This is a genomic window from Streptomyces sp. ATCC 21386, from assembly GCF_018728545.1.
Lineage (GTDB): Bacteria > Actinomycetota > Actinomycetes > Streptomycetales > Streptomycetaceae > Streptomyces.
Genome location: NZ_JAAVVL010000001.1, coordinates 6,517,650 through 6,535,692 on the forward strand (window position 1 = coordinate 6,517,650; position 18,043 = coordinate 6,535,692).

The 18,043-nt window shown below is 71.3% G+C and carries 18 protein-coding genes and 1 pseudogene; 5 read left to right on the plus strand and 14 right to left on the minus strand.

What is annotated here, in order from left to right:
- Positions 1 to 52 precede the first annotated feature (52 nt).
- The 12 genes from GWK25_RS27980 to GWK25_RS28030 all read right to left on the minus strand — a co-directional run bounded on the left by GWK25_RS27980 (position 53) and on the right by GWK25_RS28030 (position 12,074).
- Positions 53 to 1,198, minus strand: a complete 1,146-nt coding sequence (locus GWK25_RS27980) for a polyprenyl synthetase family protein (protein ID WP_215454097.1) — start codon at positions 1,196 to 1,198, stop codon at positions 53 to 55.
- Entirely contained in the window at positions 1,195 to 2,622 is a 1,428-nt protein-coding gene (gene hpnE / locus GWK25_RS27985) for a hydroxysqualene dehydroxylase HpnE (protein ID WP_215454098.1), read from the minus strand. The genes GWK25_RS27980 and hpnE overlap by 4 nt, the downstream gene beginning before the upstream one ends.
- Positions 2,619 to 2,759 carry a DUF6380 family protein gene (locus tag GWK25_RS44850; protein ID WP_374200643.1) on the minus strand — a complete coding sequence of 47 codons (141 nt, stop codon included), beginning with the start codon at positions 2,757 to 2,759 and terminating at the stop codon, positions 2,619 to 2,621. The genes hpnE and GWK25_RS44850 overlap by 4 nt, the downstream gene beginning before the upstream one ends.
- A complete protein-coding gene (gene hpnD, locus GWK25_RS27990) occupies positions 2,759 to 3,709 on the minus strand; it encodes a presqualene diphosphate synthase HpnD (RefSeq protein WP_215454099.1) in 951 nt (316 codons plus the stop codon). The genes GWK25_RS44850 and hpnD overlap by 1 nt, the downstream gene beginning before the upstream one ends.
- Positions 3,706 to 4,608, minus strand: coding sequence for a squalene synthase HpnC (hpnC, locus tag GWK25_RS27995; RefSeq protein WP_215454100.1), 903 nt, complete (start codon positions 4,606 to 4,608; stop codon positions 3,706 to 3,708). The genes hpnD and hpnC overlap by 4 nt, the downstream gene beginning before the upstream one ends.
- 430 nt (positions 4,609 to 5,038) lie before the next feature.
- Entirely contained in the window at positions 5,039 to 5,806 is a 768-nt protein-coding gene (locus GWK25_RS28000; RefSeq protein ID WP_033529580.1) for an ABC transporter ATP-binding protein, read from the minus strand.
- Entirely contained in the window at positions 5,799 to 6,728 is a 930-nt protein-coding gene (locus tag GWK25_RS28005; protein WP_215454103.1) for an ABC transporter permease, read from the minus strand. Before GWK25_RS28005 ends, GWK25_RS28000 begins: the two co-directional genes overlap by 8 nt.
- A gap of 95 nt (positions 6,729 to 6,823) precedes the next feature.
- Positions 6,824 to 7,696 carry a glycosyltransferase gene (locus tag GWK25_RS28010; RefSeq protein WP_251830270.1) on the minus strand — a complete coding sequence of 291 codons (873 nt, stop codon included), beginning with the start codon at positions 7,694 to 7,696 and terminating at the stop codon, positions 6,824 to 6,826.
- Positions 7,697 to 7,704: 8 nt separating this feature from the next.
- Positions 7,705 to 8,433, minus strand: coding sequence for a CDP-alcohol phosphatidyltransferase family protein (locus GWK25_RS28015; protein WP_374105817.1), 729 nt, complete (start codon positions 8,431 to 8,433; stop codon positions 7,705 to 7,707).
- A gap of 28 nt (positions 8,434 to 8,461) precedes the next feature.
- Complete coding sequence (locus GWK25_RS28020; RefSeq protein ID WP_215454108.1) at positions 8,462 to 9,526, minus strand: iron-containing alcohol dehydrogenase family protein; 1,065 nt, start codon at positions 9,524 to 9,526, stop codon at positions 8,462 to 8,464.
- A complete protein-coding gene (locus GWK25_RS28025; protein WP_215454109.1) occupies positions 9,514 to 10,266 on the minus strand; it encodes a sugar phosphate nucleotidyltransferase in 753 nt (250 codons plus the stop codon). Before GWK25_RS28025 ends, GWK25_RS28020 begins: the two co-directional genes overlap by 13 nt.
- Entirely contained in the window at positions 10,263 to 12,074 is a 1,812-nt protein-coding gene (locus GWK25_RS28030; RefSeq protein ID WP_215457635.1) for a DUF5941 domain-containing protein, read from the minus strand. Before GWK25_RS28030 ends, GWK25_RS28025 begins: the two co-directional genes overlap by 4 nt.
- Positions 12,075 to 12,476: 402 nt before the next feature.
- Here GWK25_RS28030 and galE point away from each other — a divergent pair, with 402 nt between their 5' ends.
- The 4 genes and pseudogenes from galE to idi all read left to right on the plus strand — a co-directional run bounded on the left by galE (position 12,477) and on the right by idi (position 15,795).
- Complete coding sequence (gene galE, locus GWK25_RS28035) at positions 12,477 to 13,448, plus strand: UDP-glucose 4-epimerase GalE (protein ID WP_215454111.1); 972 nt, start codon at positions 12,477 to 12,479, stop codon at positions 13,446 to 13,448.
- 178 nt (positions 13,449 to 13,626) lie between these two features.
- Complete coding sequence (locus GWK25_RS28040) at positions 13,627 to 14,565, plus strand: cation diffusion facilitator family transporter (RefSeq protein ID WP_215454112.1); 939 nt, start codon at positions 13,627 to 13,629, stop codon at positions 14,563 to 14,565.
- Positions 14,566 to 14,567: 2 nt separating this feature from the next.
- Positions 14,568 to 15,077, plus strand: a pseudogene (locus GWK25_RS28045) (GNAT family N-acetyltransferase); the annotation flags it as partial.
- A gap of 124 nt (positions 15,078 to 15,201) precedes the next feature.
- Positions 15,202 to 15,795 carry an isopentenyl-diphosphate Delta-isomerase gene (gene idi / locus GWK25_RS28050; protein ID WP_215454117.1) on the plus strand — a complete coding sequence of 198 codons (594 nt, stop codon included), beginning with the start codon at positions 15,202 to 15,204 and terminating at the stop codon, positions 15,793 to 15,795.
- 30 nt (positions 15,796 to 15,825) lie between these two features.
- Here idi and GWK25_RS28055 read toward each other — a convergent pair whose 3' ends face one another.
- Positions 15,826 to 16,341, minus strand: coding sequence for an ATP-binding protein (locus tag GWK25_RS28055; RefSeq protein WP_215457637.1), 516 nt, complete (start codon positions 16,339 to 16,341; stop codon positions 15,826 to 15,828).
- 303 nt (positions 16,342 to 16,644) lie between these two features.
- On the opposite strand from GWK25_RS28055, the gene GWK25_RS28060 reads away from it, so the two are divergent.
- Positions 16,645 to 17,388 carry an enoyl-CoA hydratase/isomerase family protein gene (locus GWK25_RS28060; RefSeq protein ID WP_215454119.1) on the plus strand — a complete coding sequence of 248 codons (744 nt, stop codon included), beginning with the start codon at positions 16,645 to 16,647 and terminating at the stop codon, positions 17,386 to 17,388.
- Between the two features lie 18 nt (positions 17,389 to 17,406).
- Here the strand turns inward: GWK25_RS28060 and GWK25_RS28065 are convergent, their stop codons facing one another.
- Positions 17,407 to 18,042: a DJ-1/PfpI family protein gene (locus GWK25_RS28065; protein ID WP_215454121.1), complete on the minus strand. Its 636-nt coding sequence runs from the start codon at positions 18,040 to 18,042 to the stop codon at positions 17,407 to 17,409.
- Position 18,043 lies beyond the last annotated feature (1 nt).

Here is an 18,043-nt window from a genome sequence, read left to right on the forward strand (position 1 = left end):
GACTACGCGAGGGCTATGCGACCGATGACGGTCGGCTCCTGGGGGATGGCGATCATCTCTTCCGTACGACGACGAAGTCCGCGAGGGCCGCGAACTCCTCCCGCACCCGCTCGGGCATCCGGATCGAGTCCAGCGCCTCGATGGCGATCCTGTGCTGGCGCCGTGCCTCCTCGACGGCCCACTCGCGGCCGCCCGCCTGCTCGATGAGGGCGGCGCGCGCGGCGAACTCCTCCTCGGAGAAGTTCTCGAAGTCGCTCGCCTTGGCGTCGGCTGCGAGAAGTTCGCCCAGTTGCTGGGAGGCCGGGCCGCCGGCCGCGAGCGCGGCCACGACGGGCAGGGACTTCTTGCGCTGCCGCAGATCGCTCCAGGTCTGCTTGCCCGTGGACACCGGGTCGCCCCAGATGCCCAGCAGATCGTCCACGGCCTGGAAGGCGAGGCCGAGGTGGTAGCCGTACTTCTCCAGCGTGTCGGCGGTGTGGTCGTCCGCGCCGCCGAGGACCGCGCCGATGGAGCAGGCACAGGCGAGCAGGGCGCCGGTCTTGTTGCCCTCCATCTCCAGGCACTCCTCCACGGTGACCCGCTCGCGGTGCTCGTAGGAGATGTCCTGGGCCTGTCCGTCGATGAGCGCGCGGGTCGCCGTGGTGACGCGGCGGGTGGCGCGGGCCGCCTCGGCGGTGCCCAGTTCGAGGAGGATCTCGTTGGCCAGGACCATCAGCGCGTCCCCGACGAGGATGGCCTGTGCGGGGCCGTGCACCTTCCACACGGTGTCGCGGTGGCGGCGCTGCTCGTCGCCGTCCATCAGGTCGTCGTGCAGCAGCGAGAAGTTGTGCACCAGCTCCACGGCCACCGCACCGGGGATGCCGACCTCGGGCGCGGCGCCGGTGACCTCGGCGGACATGACGGCGAGCGCGGGACGCACGGCCTTGCCGCCGTCGCCGTCCGCCGGGTTGCCGTGGGCGTCGATCCAGCCGAAGTGGTAGGCGGCGACGGTGTCCATGGGGGGCGCCAGCCGGTCGACGGCCGCCCGCAGCACGGGGGTGGCCAGGGTCCGCCCGCGCTCCAGGAGCGCGGTCACGTCCACCGCGGTCCTCGCGGCGGCCGTCACGGCCGGGGGCACAGTGGGCACAGTCTCTCCAGAGGTCGATGTGTTCGCGGTACCGAGAGTGCGGTCACCGGTCCGGCGCGCTGCGAGCGTCATGCCGCCTCCTCGTGGTCGAGGAGGCGGTTCCGGGGCCGGCCCGGAGCGGCGAGGGCGGCCTGAGCCGCCGCGATGCCGCTGCGGACCGCACTCTCCATGGTCGCGGGCCACCCGGTGGCGGTCCACGCTCCGGCCAGGTACAGGCCGGGTGCCTTGGTGCGGGCGCCGGGCCTGAGCCGTCCGACGCCGGGGGTGGGAGCGAAGGTCGCGGTGCGCTCCCGGGTCACGAAGAAGTCCTTCACCGCGGCGCCGCGCGTGCCGGGCAACAGCCGTTCCAGCTCGGGCAGATACCGCTCGCGCAGGACGGAGACCGGTGCATCGATCTCGTTCTGCGCGGCCGACTGCGACAGCGCCAGGTACTGGCCGTCGCGCAGACCCGAGGCCTCGGTCCGGTCGAAGACCCATTGGACGGGTGAGCCGAGCGCCGCGAAGAACGGCCGACTGAGCACCTTCCGGTCATACACCACATGGACGTTGAGGATCGGGGCGGTGCCGATCTCCAGCAGCCGTCCGGGCTCGTCGAGGGCTCCCTCGGGCAGCAGGTCGTACGTCTCGTGCTGGGGCACGGCGAGCACGACGGCGTCCGCGTCGAGGGTCTCGCCGGGCACCTCGACCCGCCAGTTCCCGTTCTCCGTACGGGAGACGGAGGTGGCGCGGGCGCGCAGCACGGTGCGGACGCCGGCCGAGTCCAGCGCCTTCCGGGCCTTGTGGTCGTGCAGTTCGCCGAGCGGCACCCGGGCCCAGCCGATGTCGGCGGCGCCCGGCTCGGACAGCAGGCCCGTCTTGAACACCATCGCGGCGAGCGCGAGGGAGGCGTCACCGGCCACCGCGTTGAGGGTGGCGACCCCCACGAGGTCCCACAGCGCCTCGACGGCCCGCGCCGACTGCCCGTGTGCGGCGAGCCAGCCCCCGAAGTCCTGTGCGTCCAGGGCCGGGTCGGCGGGGTCGAGCGCCTTCAGCGCCAGCGCGGCCCGCCCCACCCCGGCGCGCTCGGCGAGCGAGAGATGGGTGTACGTGGCGAGGCTGCGCCCCAGGTGCAGCGGTACCGGCAGCGCGTCGCGGCGCAGTCTGCCGAGCCGCCTGCCCGGCCGTCCCTCGGCGTCGAGAACGGGCACGTCGAGACGATCCTGCACGGGCGCGAGCGCGGCGGCGTCGACGCGGTCGAGGAACCAGCGGTAGGCGGTGCAGCACCGCAGGTACACGTGCTGTCCGTTGTCGACGGTCAGGTCGCCGCGCCGGAAGGAGAAGGCGAGTCCGCCGAGGCGGGGCCGTCCTTCCAGAAGGGTGACCCGCACACCGGCGTCGGCGAGCGAGAGCGCGGCGGTGATGCCCGCGAGCCCTCCGCCGATCACCACGGCCGTGCTCCGGGACCGGTCCTCGCGGTCCGTTCCCCTCGGTTGCCGGGACTGCGTGCTCTCGGTCATCGTGCACCCTCCCCTGCCGGTCCGCCGGGGTGCCGGAGCGGTTCGCGGCGGACCGTCGCAGTCTGGGACGCCACGCCGACGCGGAGGGTTGCGTACCACTTTTCGCCGATGGGTTCTCCTTGGACCGGATTGTCCATCAGACGCGCCTCCTGACGGTACGGCGTGACACATGGCGGGCGTCCAGACCGGAGAGGCCGCGGACGGCGACGTACGCCTTCTCCCGGCCGGGCAGCGAGACGCGCCCGCGCAGGACGGCCTCCGGCTCGCGCTCGATGCGGTCGAGCAGCCGGCGGTAGATGCCGGCCATGGCGGCGACACAGGCGCCGCTGCGGCGGTCGAGCATCGGCAGCAGCCGGTACCCCTCGGCGAACAGGGTGCGGGCCCGACGCACCTCGAAGTGCACCAGACCCGCGAAGTCGGAGTCCGCGGGTGGCAGCGGCCCGGCGAACCCCGCCGAGCAGCCGAACTTCGCGAGGTCGTCGGAGGGCAGATAGGTTCGCCCGCCCTGCGCGTCCTCACGAACGTCCCTGAGGATGTTGGTCAGTTGGAGGGCGAGACCGAGGGTGTCGGCGTACTCCGGCGCGCGCTCGGCGCCGCGCGCCCCGGGTTCCGTGCCGAAGACGCCGAGCGAGAGCCTGCCGATGGCACCCGCGACGCAGCGGCAGTAGACCTTCAGGTCGTCCCAGGTCTCGTAGTGCTCCCCGTGCACGTCCATGAGGACGCCGTCGATGAGTTCGTGGAGGGCGTCGAGCGGGATCGGGAAGGCGGCCGCCGCGTGGGCGAGGGCCACCGCGACGGGGTCCGTGTCGTCCTCGTCGACGGAGCCGCCCGTGACCCGGGTCAGCAGCGCCTTGGTCTCCTCCAGCCTGCCCGCCTTGACCTCGATCGCGAGGGCGCCGTCACCGATGTCGTCGACGCGCCGGGAGAACGCGTACAGCGCGGACATCGCGCGGCGCTTGGGCGTGGGCAGCAGCCTGATGCCGTAGGCGAAGTTGCGGGCCTGCTGTCCGGTGACGGCCTCGCAGTAGCTGTAGGCGGCGAGTACCGGCGCGGACACGTGTGGTTCCGACTCCACGGTCCTGATCACCCCTCTCCTCGCAGGGTCGCGCCCACCTCGCGCAGCAGCCTGAGCTTGCCGGGCTTGGGCGGGCCGGGAAGTACGTCGAACTCGGCGGCGGCGATGGCGTGGACCGCCGCCCTTCCTCCCGCCACGAACCCCGCGAGGAGCAGCCTCAGCCTGCCGTGGACGCTGCCCACGAGGGGGGCGCCCTCGTCGAGGAGGAGGCGGGCGCGTTCTGCCTCGTACGCGATCAGGGCGCGCACCGACGCGCCCGCGGTGGGCGCGGCGAGGTCCTTCTCCTGGACGTGGAAGCGCTTCATGTCCGCGGCGGGCAGATAGACCCGGTCACGGCCCAGGTCCTCGGCGACGTCCTGGAGGTGTTCGACGATCTGCAGCGCGGTGCAGATCGCGTCCGAGTGCCGGACCCGCTCGGGGGTGGTCGCGCCGGTGACGGCGAGAACCAGACGGCCGACGGGGTTGGCGGACAGGGCGCAGTAGGCGAGCAGGTCGTCGTAGGTCTCGTACCGCTGGACCAGCTGGTCCTGGCGGTTGGCGGCGATCAGCGCGAGGAACGGCTCGGGGGTGAGGCGGTGGCGGCGGACGGTGCGGCGCAGCCCGCGCAGCAGGGGGTGGTTCGGGGTGCCGTCGAAGACCTTGCCGAGGTCGGCCTCGAAGGCGTCCAGGAGGAGCAGCCGGTCGTCGGCGTCCTGCGGGGCGAGACCGAGGAGGCGGGCGTCGGCGCCGCCGGGGGCGAGGTCGCCGTCTCCGATGTCGTCGACGAGGCGGGCGAAGCCGTAGACGGCCATGAGGTCGGCGCGCCAGGCCCGGGGCAGGAAGAACGGGGCGACGGGAAAGTTCTCGGCCCCGGCCTTGTCGAGGGTGTCGCGCTCCGGGTTCCCGGCGCGCGCCGTCCCGGTTTCGGTCACCGCTCGTCACCCGGCGCGGGAACGGCAGAAGCGTGGTTGCGCTGGGGAGTCTCCGTAGCCATGGCCGTCACATCTCCCGTTCTACACTGCCGACCCAATACGCACTATTTCGGACACGCCGCCCAGTGGGCGGCGTCTGCGGCGGATGCCGGGTGTCGCGCATTATGGACCCACTTGCCGCGATTCGGCACCGGTACAGCTTACGTTGTACAACGCACCATGCTCCGTGGGGGTGTCCTGCACATCACAAGAACGCACCGATTGCCCCCAAGATTCCTATGGGCGGCCGGAGTTGACACTTCCTTGCCGAAGTTGGCGTTTCCTTTGCGGATGCCGTCCCCGGTCTGCCGGACGAGCGCCCCGCCCCGGTCTCCCTTGCAGACGCCGGGCCCCGCCGGAGCAGTTCCGGCGGGGCCCGGGCCGTGCGGGACTACTTGCCCGTGAACTTCTCGTACTCCTTGAGCACCTCGTCGGTCGGGCCGTCCATGCGGAGTTCACCGCGCTCCAGCCACAGGACGCGGTCGCAGGTGTCACGGATGGACTTGTTGTTGTGACTGACCAGGAAGACCGTGCCGGCCTCCTTGCGCAGCTCGCGGATGCGGGCCTCGGACCGCTTCTGGAAGGCGCGGTCACCGGTGGCGAGGGCCTCGTCGATCATCAGCACGTCGTGGTCCTTCGCGGCCGCGATGGAGAACCGCAGGCGGGCCGCCATACCGGACGAGTAGGTGCGCATCGGCAGGGTGATGAAGTCGCCCTTCTCGTTGATGCCGGAGAAGTCGACGATCCCCTGGTAGCGCTCCTTGATCTGGTCTCGGGACATGCCCATCGCGAGACCGCCCAATATGACGTTGCGCTCGCCCGTGAGGTCGTTCATCAGGGCGGCGTTCACGCCGAGCAGCGAGGGCTGGCCGTCGGTGTAGACCTTGCCCTTCTCCGCCGGCAGCAGACCCGCGATCGCGCGCAGCAGGGTGGACTTGCCGGAGCCGTTGGAGCCGATCAGGCCGATGGCCTCGCCCCGGTAGGCGATGAAGGAGACGCCCTTGACGGCGTGCACCTTGCGCACCCCGCGCTCCTCGCCACGCTTGAGGATGCGGCTGAGGGCCGCGGTGGCGCTGCCCTTGCCGGTCTTGGCGCCGTTGACGCGGTAGACGATGTGCAGCTCGTCCGCGATGACGGTGGGGATGAGTGACTCAGCCACGGCCGTACCTCTCCTCCGCCTTCCAGAAGTACACGAAGCCGCCGAGCGCGAACAGTACGGCCCAGCCGCCGGCGACCGCCCACACGTGCGGGGGCAGGTTCTCGGAGCCGTAGCCGTCGATCAGCGCGAAGCGCATCAGGTCCATGTAGATCGCCGCCGGGTTCCACTGCAGGACGTCGGCGATCCACTTGGGGTGGTCCTCCAGCATCACCGGGATGGAGAACATGACGCCGGAGGCGTACATCCAGGTCCGCATCACGAACGGCATCAGCTGCGCGAGGTCCGGGGTCTTGGCGCCCATCCGGGCCATGATCAGCGCGAGCCCGGTGTTGAAGAGGAACTGCAGCACCAGCACGGGGAGGATCAGCAGCCAGGACAGGCGCGGGTAGCTGCCGAAGCCGACCGCGACGCAGAACAGCACGATCATCGAGAACATCAGCTGCTGCAGCTGCTGGAGCGCGAAGGAGATGGGCAGCGAGGCGCGCGGGAAGTGCAGGGCGCGCACCAGGCCCAGGTTCCCGGAGATCGCGCGGACGCCCGCCATCACCGAGCTCTGCGTGAAGGTGAAGACGAACACACCCGTGACCAGGAACGGGACGTACACCTCGCGGGGCATGCCGCGGTCGGCACCCAGGATGAGGCCGAAGATCAGGAAGTACACCAGCGCGTTGAGCAGCGGGGTGGCCACCTGCCACAGCTGGCCGAGCTTGGCCTGGCTGTACTGCGCGGTGAGCTTCGCCTGGGAGAAGGCGAGGATGAAGTGGCGCCGCCCCCACATCTGGCGGACGTACTCGACGAGTCCGGGCCGGGCGCCGCTCACGGCGAGCCCGTACTTGGCGGCCAGTTCCGTCGCGGAGAGCCCGTCGTCGGGCGACGGACGGTCGCTCACCACAACCCTGCCGTCATGCGTTGTCTCACTCACAAATGGAAACTTTCGTCCTCAAAGTGCGCAGCCTGGTCGGGCCGAGGCGGAAACCTGGACCGGGTACGGCCGCATGCTCTCAGATTTCGAGCTTGTCAGATGACGGGAGGTCGTCCCAGCCGGGTCAGCCGCCACACCGTACGCCACTTCATGGGACGACGGGGACCACAGGGGCTCGCCCAACCCTCCTTGAAGCCGCCGAACCAGGCCTTCAGGGCGGGTCCGGAGGGCTTGCGGAGCAGGGTCAGGAGCAGCCAGACGCCCAGATAGACCGGGACGAGCGGCGCGGGGAGATTACGGCGCGCGAGCCAGACGCGGTTGCGCGCGACCATGCGGTGGTAGACCGCGTGCCGGGAGGGCGCGGTCGTGGGGTGGTACAGCACCATGTCGGACCGGTAGTCGATCATCCAGCCCGCGTCGAGGGCCCGCCATGCCAGGTCGGTTTCCTCGTGGGCGTAGAAGAATTCGTCCGGGAGGCCGCCGACTTCGGCGAAGACCTGGGTGCGTACGGCGTTGGCGCCGCCGAGGAAGGTGGTGACCCGGGAGGAACGCATCGGGTCGGCGGCCCGCAGCCGGGGCACATGGCGCCGCTGGGTCTCGCCGGTGTCGGGGTCGGCGATGCGGAAGCTGACGATGCCGAGCTTCGGGTCGGCCTCGAAGGCCTTGCGGCAGAGTTCGGCGGTGTCGTGGTGCGCGAGCAGGCCGTCGTCGTCGAGGAAGAGCAGCACGTCGACGTCCCGGCCGCTGGGCCCGAACGCCTCTATGCCTATGTTGCGGCCGCCGGGGATGCCGAGGTTCTCGGGCAGCTCGACCGTCCGGACGCCCTCGGGGACGTCCGGGACGGGCGAGCCGTTGCCGACGACGACCGCCTCGACCCGGTCGCCCTCCTGCTTGGCGACCGAGTCGAGGAGGGCGCGGAGTTCGTCGGGGCGGTTGCCCATGGTGATGATCACCGCGCCGACCTTCATGCCGCCGCTCACTTCAGCCTGCTGGAGACGAGGATCGACACCAGGTGCAGCAGGGTCTGGAGCAGGGCGATGCCGGCCAGGACGGCGACGCCCACCCGGGAGAAGAAGAGGTCGCCGCGGATCTGGTCCACGACCGCGAGGGCGAGGATCAGCAGGGAGGCCTCGACGCCGAGGATCAGCCGGTGGAACTTCAGGGCGGCGGCGGCCCTGCGGGCCAGCGCCATGCCGGAGGAGCGCGGCTCGGCGGCCGACTCCTGGACCGGCGGCTTGCCCGTCTGGTGCCGGGCGACCCCCACGAGGTCCGTCTCGGCCTTGATCAGGATGGCGCCGAGCGCGGCCAGGGTGCCGAGGAAGGCCCACAGCCAGTCGATCCGGCCGGTGCCCCACAGGTCCGCCGCTCGCAGACCGAAGCCGACGAGGACGGCCGCGTCGCACAGGTAGGCGCCGACCCGGTCGACGTAGACGCCGGTCATCGAGTACTGCTTGCGCCAGCGGGCGATCTCGCCGTCGACGCAGTCGAACAGCAGGTACAGCTGGACCATCAGCACACCGAGGACGGCGCCCGGGATGCCCGGCACCAGCAGGGCCGGGGCGGCGAGGACGCCGAAGACGGTCATCAGGTAGGTCAGCTGGTTGGGCGAGACCCGGGTGTTCACCAGGTGCCGGTCTATCCGCAGCGAGATCTCGCGCATGTAGAGCCGGCCGGCCCAGTGCTCACCGCTGCGCCGGTCCTTCACACCCGGGGGGTGGACGACCGGGCGCAGCTCAGCTACTGATGGCTTTGGCATAGTCGGCGTAGGCGTCCTTGATCTGTTCGGTGCTCAGTTCGAGGTGTTCCAGGATGGTGTAGCGGCCCGGCCGGGTCTGCGGGGCGAACTCCACGACCTGGACGAACTCGTCGACCGTGAAGCCGATCTCGTCCGGGAGGACGGGCAGGCCGTGGTGGCGCAGCACCTCGGTCATCTGGCCCGCGATCTCGTGGTGGCCGCGCAGGAAGGTGGCGAACGCCCCGCCGAGACCGCACTGTTCGCCGTGCAGGGCGTTCCGCTTGGGGAACGTCAGGTCGAACGCGTGGCTGATCTCGTGGCAGGCGCCCGAGGCGGGGCGGCTGTCGCCGGCCACCGACATGGAGATCCCGCACAGGACGAGGGACTCGGAGAGCGTGGTCAGGAAGTCGTCGTCGCCGACCCCGCCGGGGTGACGCAGCACGGCCTCGGCGGCCTGGCGGGCCATGGCGGCGGCCAGTCCGTCGACCTTCTCGCCGGTCTCCCGGCTGGACAGCTCCCAGTCGGCCACGGCGGAGATCTTGCAGATCACGTCGCCGATGCCGGCCCGCACGAAGCGCACCGGGGCCTCCCGGATGACGTCCAGGTCGATGACGATGCCGATCGGGTTCGGCACACCGTAGGAGCCGCGGCCCGCGTCGTTGTCGAGGGTGGCCACCGGGGAGCACAGACCGTCGTTGGCGAGGTTGGTGGCGACGGCGACCAGCGGCAGGCCCACCCGGGCGGCCGCGTACTTGGCGCAGTCGATGACCTTGCCACCGCCGAGCCCGACCACGGCGTCGTAGTGACCGCCCTTCTTGATCGAGTCGGCGAGCCGTACCGCTCCGTCGATGGTGCCGTCGGCGTCGCTGAACCAGTCGGCCTCCGGCAGCGCCGGGGCGAACCGGTCGCGCAGCGCGGCGCCGGAGCGCGAGCTGATCGCGAAGGCCAGCCGGCCCGACGGCGCGATGCGCTGGTCCGACAGAATCGTCGCCAGATCATCGAGCGCGCCGGGGCGGATGTCCACGACGACCGGCGAGGGGATGAGCCTCGTCAGTACTGGCACGCGATCTCACGTCCCTTGGCGAGGTCGTCGTGGTTGTCGATCTCGACCCACTTGACGTCACCGATGGGGGCCACGTCGATCCGGAAGCCGCGGTTCACGAGCTCCTGGTAGCCGTGCTCGTAGAACTGCTGCGGGTCCGTCTCGAAGACCGTCTTCAGGGCGTCGGCCAGCTCGTCGGCGGCCTCGCCCTCGATGAGGGTGACGCCGATGTACTCACCGGTCGCCTCGGCCGGGTCCATCAGCTTGGTGATCTTGGTCATGCCGCCCTCGGGGCCGACGACGACCTTCATCTCCTCGTCGGCGAGGGACTTCACCGTGTCGAGGGCGAGGATGATCTTCTTGCCGTCGCCGCGGGCGGCGAGCAGGGTCTTCTCGACGGAGACCGGGTGCACGGTGTCGCCGTTGGCGAGGATCACCGAGTGCTTGATGGCGTCACGGCCGCACCACAGGGAGTAGGCGTTGTTCCACTCCTCGGCCTTGTCGTTGTCGATCAGGGTGATCTTGAGCCCGTACTTGGCCTCCAGCGCCTCGCGGCGCTCGTAGACGGCCTCCTTGCGGTACCCGACGATGATCGCGACCTCGGTCAGGCCGATCTCGGCGAAGTTGCCGAGGGTGAGGTCGAGAACCGTGAGGCTCTCCTCGTCGCCCTCGGGGCCGACCGGCACCAGAGCCTTGGGGAGGGTGTCGGTGTAGGGGCGAAGACGCCGTCCGGCGCCGGCCGCCAGCACGAGGCCGATCATGCGGGTTCTCCTTCATCGTGTACGGCGGGTGCGCCTGTCTTGTGGGCGGTCACCCAGAAGCGGATGCTCTCGAGGAGCACCAGCAGCGCCACGGCCACGGCGAGAGCCGTGAGCGCGACTGTGAACTCTGTGGGCGCGAGCAGCGCGGCCAGGACGGTGACCAGCAGGGTCCTGCCTTCGTGACCGCCGATCGCCCGCACCAGCCACCGCGGCGGCGCGCCGGCGTCGCCGCGGATGCGGTACACCGTGTCGTAGTGATGGTAGGCGACGGCCGCCACCAGCCCGAAAGCCGCGGGAAGGGCGCCGTTCACCTCGGCCTTGGCCGCCAGCATCAGGACGACGCCGTATTCGGCGGCGCGGAAGAGCGGCGGGATCAGCCAGTCGAGGGCACCCTTGAGGGGGCGCGCGACGGCGTCGGCGGAGACCAGGACATAGACACCGGCGCAGACGACGACCGACCAGCCGGGGCCGTCCATCCAGACCGCGAGCACCAGGACGACGGCGCCCGCGAAGGCGAGGAGCTTGGCGACGGCCGGGAAGCGGCCCGGCATGACGTGCGAGAGCGCCTCGGCCAGCGGCCCGCTGTCGGCCAGGTCCGCCAGCGCGCGCGCCGCGCGGTCCGTCCGCTGCGCCTTGCGCGTCAGCGAGCGCAGCACGCGGCCCGCCGTGGTGTAGGTCGCGGCGAACGCGCAGCCGATGAGCAGCGCGTAGAAGGTGACACGGGGTGTGGTGAGCGCCGTGAGGACGGCGATCATGGCCCAGCGTTCGCCGATCGGCAGGACGATCATGCGGCGGACCCAGACGGTCCAGCCGACGCTGTCGAGCTTGCCGGAGAGAGCGGCGGTGGGGCTGGTGTTGGCGGTCGCGTCGTGATTCGCCTCGTTGAACGAGAAGTCGACGACGTGACGGCAGGTCTGCAGGACCATCGCGCCGAGCGCGAGGGCCCATACGTCGTCCCCGCCACGGGCGGCCCCGAGGGCGAGGCCCGCGTAGTAGGCGTACTCCTTGGCGCGGTCGAAGGTGGCGTCGAGCCAGGCGCCGAGCGTCGAGTACTGCAGCGAGTAGCGGGCCAGCTGGCCGTCGGTGCAGTCGAGGACGAAGGAGAAGAGCAGCAGGAGGCCGGCCGCGACGAAGCCGCCGCGGGTGCCGGTGGCCGCGCAGCCCGCCGCGATCAGGGCGGTGATCAGCGAGGCCGTGGTGACCTGGTTCGGGGTCAGGCCCCGGCGGGCGCACCAGCGGGCGATGTAGCGGGAGTACGGGCTGATGCAGTAGGTGGTGAAGAAGCCGTCACGGGACTTCACCGCCGTGCGCAGCCGTACGGCCTCGTCGTCGACGTCGGCGACCGCCCGGCGGGCCTCGTCGCGGGCCTGCGGGTCGGCGGGGACGGCGGCCACCAGGGTGCCGAGCTCGGGCCGGTGGAGGCCGACATCCTCGCCGTCCAGGGCGGCGACGATCCGGTCGGCGACGCCGACGCTGTCGACGGCGACGGTCGCGGTGCCGCCCTCGGCCGAGTTCTCGCGGGCCAGGGCCCGGGTCAGCGCCTGACGGGCGGCGGGCCGCACGGTCACGGCGCCCGGGAGGGCGGCCGCGTCGAAGCGGGGGTCGGTCAGTCCCAGGCGCAGGGCGTGCACATGGCCGACGAAGCGGGAGTCGACGATCGCGACCCGCTGGTCCGCGGGCACCGTCGCCAGGAGCGTCTCGGCGTCACCGGCGTCGGAGGCGTTCCGCACGTCGAAGCCGAGCGACCGCAGATCGCCCTCCAGCGACGACCCGGGGACCGGCTGACCGGTGAGGATGGCGGTCGACAGACGAACTCACTCCCTGGGTGCCGACGCGACCGCGCCGGACGTGTACGTGGTGGGGGCGCCCCGGCCCGCTGCGACCCGGCGGCGTGTCGGCAGAGGTTATCGGATGAAGAGAAGCCGGCGTTCACCGCCCGTTCGCGGCCGGATCAGTTCGGCCTGCTCAAGCCGTCGGCCCTCCGCCGCGATCATCATCGTGGATGTGGGGGTTGCGCCACAAACTCCGGTGCGGATATCGGTTGATACGGGACGAAGGGGAGGTCTCCTTTCTCTGAAAGGGGGCCCCGCCGCGCCGCTCAAGGGGCGCGGGGAACTGCGCGACCAGCCACCGACGGACGCGCACCCGCCAACCCTCCACACCCCCCACGGCGAATGGGCACAACAGCCACCCCACATAAGGTTGACCGCATGACATGGCTGATCACAGGCGGGGCGGGCTACATCGGCGCACACGTGGCGAGGGTCATGACCGGGGCCGGCGAGCAGGTCGTCGCACTGGACGACCTCTCCGCGGGGGTCCGCGGCCGCCTCCCCGAGGACATCCCGTTGATCCACGGCTCCGCCCTCGACGGCGACCTCCTCAAGCGCGCCCTCACCGAGCACGCCGTGACCGGTGTGGTCCACCTCGCGGCCCGCAAGCAGGTGGGCGAGTCCGTCGCCCAGCCCACCCGCTACTACCAGGAGAACGTCGGAGGGCTCGCCACGCTCCTGGAGGCGGTGGCCGCCGCCGGGGTCGAGCGCTTCCTCTTCTCCTCCTCCGCCGCCGTCTACGGCAACCCGGACACGGACCTCATCACGGAGGACACCCCGTGCGCCCCGATGAGCCCCTACGGCGAGACCAAGCTGGCCGGGGAATGGCTGGTCCGGGCGGCGGGGAAGGCGCACGGCATCGCGACCGCCTGTCTGCGCTACTTCAACGTGGCCGGCGCCGCCGAGCCCGCCCTGGCCGACACCGGCATCTTCAACGTCGTCCCGATGGTCTTCGACCGCCTCACCCGTGACGAGGCACCGAGGATCTTCGGCGACGACTACCCCACCCCGGACGGCACCTGTGTCCGGGACTACATCCATGTCGCCGATCTCGCCGACGCGCACCTCGCGGCTGCCCACCGCCTCACCGCCGGGGACGTCTCGGGCGACCTGACCGTGAACATCGGCCGGGGCGAGGGCGTTTCGGTCCGCGAACTCGTCGACCTCATCGGTGAGGTGACCGGGGACCTCCGTCCCGCACTCGTCGAACCCCGCCGCCCCGGTGACGCGCCGCGCGCGGTCGCCTCGGCCGAGCGGGCCCGGCGCGAACTCGGCTGGACGGCCAGGCGCGGGGTGCGCGAGATGGTCGAGTCGGCCTGGGCAGGCTGGCGGCTGCACCACGGTCTCTAAGCCTCGCGGCCGCCGACCCCGATCATGGCAACGCTCTGACCTGCGCATCGTTTCCGCAGGTCAGAGGATATGACAACGGTGTTCAGTGCCGCGTTGCCGGATACCCCCCACCCGTAGTTGACTGTGATCAGGAGCCGAACACACGGACGCATCACGGACGCTTGAGAGAGGCGGATCCATGGGGGCCGGTCACGACCACGGGCACGCGCACCACGCGCCGACCAGCGGTACGGCGGCAGCCGCGTACCGCGGGCGGCTGCGGATCGCGCTGGCGATCACGCTCACCGTCATGCTGGTCGAGATCGTCGGCGGCGTGCTCGCCGATTCGCTGGCGCTCATCGCCGACGCGGCGCACATGGCGACGGACGCGGTGGGCCTCGGCATGGCCCTCCTCGCGATCCACTTCGCCAACCGCCCGCCGAGCGGCAACCGCACCTTCGGCTACGCCCGCGCCGAGATACTCGCGGCGCTCGCCAACTGTCTGCTGCTGCTCGGCGTCGGCGGCTATGTGCTGTTCGAGGCGATCCAGCGGTTCATCACACCGGTCGGGACCCAGGGTGGACTCACCGTCTTCTTCGGCGCGATCGGTCTGGTCGCGAACATGATCTCGCTGACCCTGCTGATGCGGGGCCAGAAGGAGAGCCTGAACGTCCGGGGCGCCTTCCTGGAGGTGGCCGCGGACGCGCTCGGATCCCTGGCAGTGATCGTCTCTGCGGCGGTCATCCTGCTCACCGGCTGGCAGGCCGCCGACCCGATCGCCTCGCTCGTCATCGGTGTGATGATCGTCCCGCGTACGGTGAAGCTGCTGCGCGAGACCCTCGACGTGCTGCTGGAGTCGGCGCCGAAGAACGTCGACATGGCCGAGGTGCGGGCCCACATACTGGCCCTGCCCGGTGTGGAGGACGTCCACGATCTGCACGCCTGGACCATCACCTCCGGCATGCCGGTGCTCTCCGCCCATGTGGTGGTGGGCTCCGACACGCTGGACTCCATCGGTCACGAGAAGATGCTGCACGACCTCCAGGGCTGCATCGGCGACCACTTCGACGTCGAGCACTGCACCTTCCAGCTGGAGCCGAGCGGCCACGCGGAACACGAGGCGAAACTGTGTCACTGACCCCTGACTGGACCACACGACCGGAGAAGGCCGCCGACCGCGCGGGGGTGTTCGGCGTCAACGCCGCCGCCTTCGAGACCGACGCGGAGGCCAGGCTGGTCGACGCGCTGCGCGAGGACGCCGGCGCCTGGCTGCCGGACCTGTCGTACGTCGCCGAGGCCCCGGACGGCACCCTCGCGGCGTACGCGCTGATCACCCGCTGCCATGTCGACGAGGTGCCCGCGCTGGCGCTGGCCCCCGTCGCGGTCCTGCCGGACCACCAGCGGCAGGGGGCGGGCGCGGCCGTCGTACGCGCGGTGCTGGAGGCGGCACGCGCGCGTGGTGGGGAGCGGCTCGTTCTCGTCCTGGGGCATCCCGGGTACTACCCGCGCTTCGGCTTCGTCCGTGCGTCCGAGTACGGCATCCGGCCGGGATTCGAGGTGCCGGACGAGGCGATGATGGCGCTGGTCCTCGACGGTTCCGCCCCGGTCGCATCCGGCACCATCAGGTATCCGGCGGCTTTCGGGGTCTGATCCACGGGCCCAGGTGTCTTCGGCGGGGGTGTGCGGGTAGGACATGCGGGTCGACCGCGAAGTGCCGGGAGCGCCGGTTTGTTGCGGCAGACTTGAGGCTCGAAGAACGAGGCGAAGGATGGGCATGCCGATCACACCTGCCACCGCGATGCACAGTCCCGAGAGCGGCACCACGGAAGCGATCCTGCTGGAGCTGGTCGACGAGGACGGCACCACGATCGGCACCGCGGAGAAGCTGACCGCTCATCAACCGCCCGGTCAGCTGCACCGGGCGTTCTCCGTCTTCCTCTTCGACGAGCGCGGCCGGCTGCTGCTGCAGCAGCGGGCTCTCGGCAAGTACCACTCCCCCGGCGTCTGGTCGAACACCTGCTGCGGCCACCCCTACCCGGGCGAGTCCCCGTTCGCGGCGGCCGCCCGGCGGACGCACGAGGAGCTGGGGGTCTCCCCGGCGCTGCTCGGCGAGGCGGGCACGGTCCGCTACAACCACCCGGACCCGGACTCGGGCCTGGTGGAGCAGGAGTTCAACCACCTGTTCGTCGGACTGCTCCAGGCGCCGCTCCGGCCGGACCCGGAGGAGGTCGGGGACACCGCGTTCGTCACCCCGGCCGAGCTCGCGGAGCGGCACGCCAAGGACCCGTTCTCGGCCTGGTTCATGACGGTCCTGGACGCGGCGCGGCCGGCGGTCAGGGAGCTGACGGGGCCGGCCGCGGGCTGGTGACCACGGGCTCCGGCCCGGGGCCGCGGGCCCTCACCCCTGGATCAGATGTGCGGGTTCGAGCGGCAGGGCGACCCAGACCACCTTGCCGCCGCTCGCGGTGTGCTCCACGTCGCAGACGCCGCCCGCCTCCAGAGTGATCTCCCGCACGAGGAGCAGACCACGGCCGCCGAGCCGGCCGTGGTCGGTCTCCAGGGCGGTCGGGCGGTAGGGGTGGTTGTCCTCCACCGATACCCGCACCCACTGGGCTCCGACGGCGACCTCGACGGCGAGCGTGGGCGACAGGAGCGCCGCGTGTTTCACGGCGTTCGTCACCAGCTCGGAGACGATCAGCAGGAGCCCCTGGACGAGGTCGTCCGAGATCGGCACGCCCTGGCGGGCGAGCAGTTCCCGGACGGCGCGCCGCGCCTGCGGCACCGAGGCGTCGACGGCGGCAGCGGTGAACCGCCAGACCCCTTCGTAAGGCAGTGGCTCCGGCGGCCTCGGGGCGTCGGGTCCGTGCCCGCCGCCGTCAGGGCGTGGGTCGCTCCCGCGCCCTTGGTCGTCCATGGTCCGGTCGCCACCCTTGCGCTCGATTGTCACCACATGTCGAGTGTTGGTAACTCGAGGCCGCGCACAAAGAACTGAACAGAAGTCAGCGTGTATCGACGACTTTCGGATCACTTGCGAGCGAGTCGGTCGGTCACATGACAGAGGCTTTTCGAGCTGCGTCGCTTTTGGAACTATTCGGGTTGTACGGGTTCGACGTCGGTCGCAAGGCCGGTCCCGAGGCAGGTCCAGACGTCGGTCGCAAGGCCGGTCCCGAGGCAGGTCCAGACGTCGGTCTCCACGCCGGTGGCTAGCATCCGGGGCATGGAGCCTCAGCTGTTGGACACCGTCGCCGACGGGATCGCGACCGTCGTCATCCACCACCCCGCCAAGCGCAACGCCATGACGGCCGGGATGTGGCGGGCGCTGCCGCCGCTGCTCGACCGGCTGGCCGCCGACCCGGCGGTCCGGGCGCTGGTGCTCACCGGGGAGGGCGGGACGTTCTGCGCGGGGGCCGACATCTCCACGCTGCGGGGGTCCCCGGACGAGGCGCAGCGGCTGGCGGGCCTCGCCGAAGAGGCTCTCGCCGCCTTCCCGAAGCCGACCCTCGCGGCGATCCGGGGGCACTGCGTGGGCGGCGGGGCCCAGTTGGCGGCGGCCTGCGATCTGCGGTTCGCGCGGGAGGGAGCGCTGTTCGGGATCACCCCGGCAAAGCTGGGGCTCGTCTATCCCGCCTCCTCCACCCGGAGGCTGGTGTCGCTGGTCGGGCCGAGCACGGCCAAGTACCTGCTGTTCTCCGGCGAGTTGATCGACGCGGAGCGGGCACTGCGCACGGGCTTGGTGGACGAGGTGCTGCGTGAGGGCGAACTCGCCGCCCGGGTCCAGGAGTTCACCCGGATCCTGGTGTCGCGCTCGCGGCTGACACAGGCGGCGGCCAAGGAGTTCGCGAACGGCCGCACCGACCGCGACGCCCACTGGGCCGAGCAGGCACGCGGCAGCGGCGACACCGCGGAGGGCGTCGCCGCGTTCCTGGAGCGCAGACCGCCCCGCTTCACCTGGTCGGTGTGAGGGCCGCCGCGAGGCCGGTCACATCAGGGCGAAGCGGCTGTTGGTCCGGAACTCCTCCACGAGGTGGGCCGGCGCCTTGTCCGGGGCTCCGGCGTCATAGGGCGGCCGCGGGTCGTACTCGATCATCAGCTGGACGGCCTGGGCGTGCTCGTCGCCCGCGATCCGGCCGACCAGGGTCAGGCCCATGTCGATGCCGGAGGACACCCCGGCCGCGGTGACGTACTTGCCGTCGATGACGACCCGGTCCCCCGTCGGCTCGGCGCCGTACTGCTTCAGGAAGTCCAGCGCCAGCCAGTGCGAGGTGGCCCGGCGGCCTTCGAGGAGCCCGGCGCCGGCCAGGAGCAGGGAACCGGTGCACACGGAGGTCGTCCAGGTGCTCGTACGGTCGGCCGTGCGCAGCCAGTCGAAGAGGGTCTCGTTCTCCATCTGCGCGAACTGGCCGGGGCCGCCCGGCACCACGACGACATCCGGACTCGGGACCTCGGCGAGCGACCTGTCAGCGGTGAGCGCGAGGGCTCGGGTGTCGGTGCGGACGGGTCCCGTCTCCTCGGCGACGAAGACGACTTCGGCGTCGGGCAGACGGCCGAGGGTCTCGTAGGGCCCTACGGCGTCGAGGGCGGTGAAGCGGTCGAAGAGGACGATGGCGATCTGCATC

What these genes read in the sequence shown, in the direction of transcription:
- GWK25_RS27980 (WP_215454097.1), bottom strand. Translation starts at nt 1,198, where the DNA reads ATGACGCTCGCAGCGCGCCGGACCGGTGACCGCACTCTCGGTACCGCG.
- hpnE (WP_215454098.1), bottom strand. Translation starts at nt 2,622, where the DNA reads ATGACCGAGAGCACGCAGTCCCGGCAACCGAGGGGAACGGACCGCGAG.
- GWK25_RS44850 (WP_374200643.1), bottom strand. Translation starts at nt 2,759, where the DNA reads ATGGACAATCCGGTCCAAGGAGAACCCATCGGCGAAAAGTGGTACGCA.
- GWK25_RS28010 (WP_251830270.1), bottom strand. Translation starts at nt 7,696, where the DNA reads ATGAAGGTCGGCGCGGTGATCATCACCATGGGCAACCGCCCCGACGAA.
- GWK25_RS28025 (WP_215454109.1), bottom strand. Translation starts at nt 10,266, where the DNA reads ATGATCGGCCTCGTGCTGGCGGCCGGCGCCGGACGGCGTCTTCGCCCC.
- galE (WP_215454111.1), top strand. Translation starts at nt 12,477, where the DNA reads ATGACATGGCTGATCACAGGCGGGGCGGGCTACATCGGCGCACACGTG.
- GWK25_RS28040 (WP_215454112.1), top strand. Translation starts at nt 13,627, where the DNA reads ATGGGGGCCGGTCACGACCACGGGCACGCGCACCACGCGCCGACCAGC.
- idi (WP_215454117.1), top strand. Translation starts at nt 15,202, where the DNA reads ATGCCGATCACACCTGCCACCGCGATGCACAGTCCCGAGAGCGGCACC.
- GWK25_RS28055 (WP_215457637.1), bottom strand. Translation starts at nt 16,341, where the DNA reads ATGGACGACCAAGGGCGCGGGAGCGACCCACGCCCTGACGGCGGCGGG.
- GWK25_RS28060 (WP_215454119.1), top strand. Translation starts at nt 16,645, where the DNA reads ATGGAGCCTCAGCTGTTGGACACCGTCGCCGACGGGATCGCGACCGTC.
- GWK25_RS28065 (WP_215454121.1), bottom strand. Translation starts at nt 18,042, where the DNA reads ATGCAGATCGCCATCGTCCTCTTCGACCGCTTCACCGCCCTCGACGCC.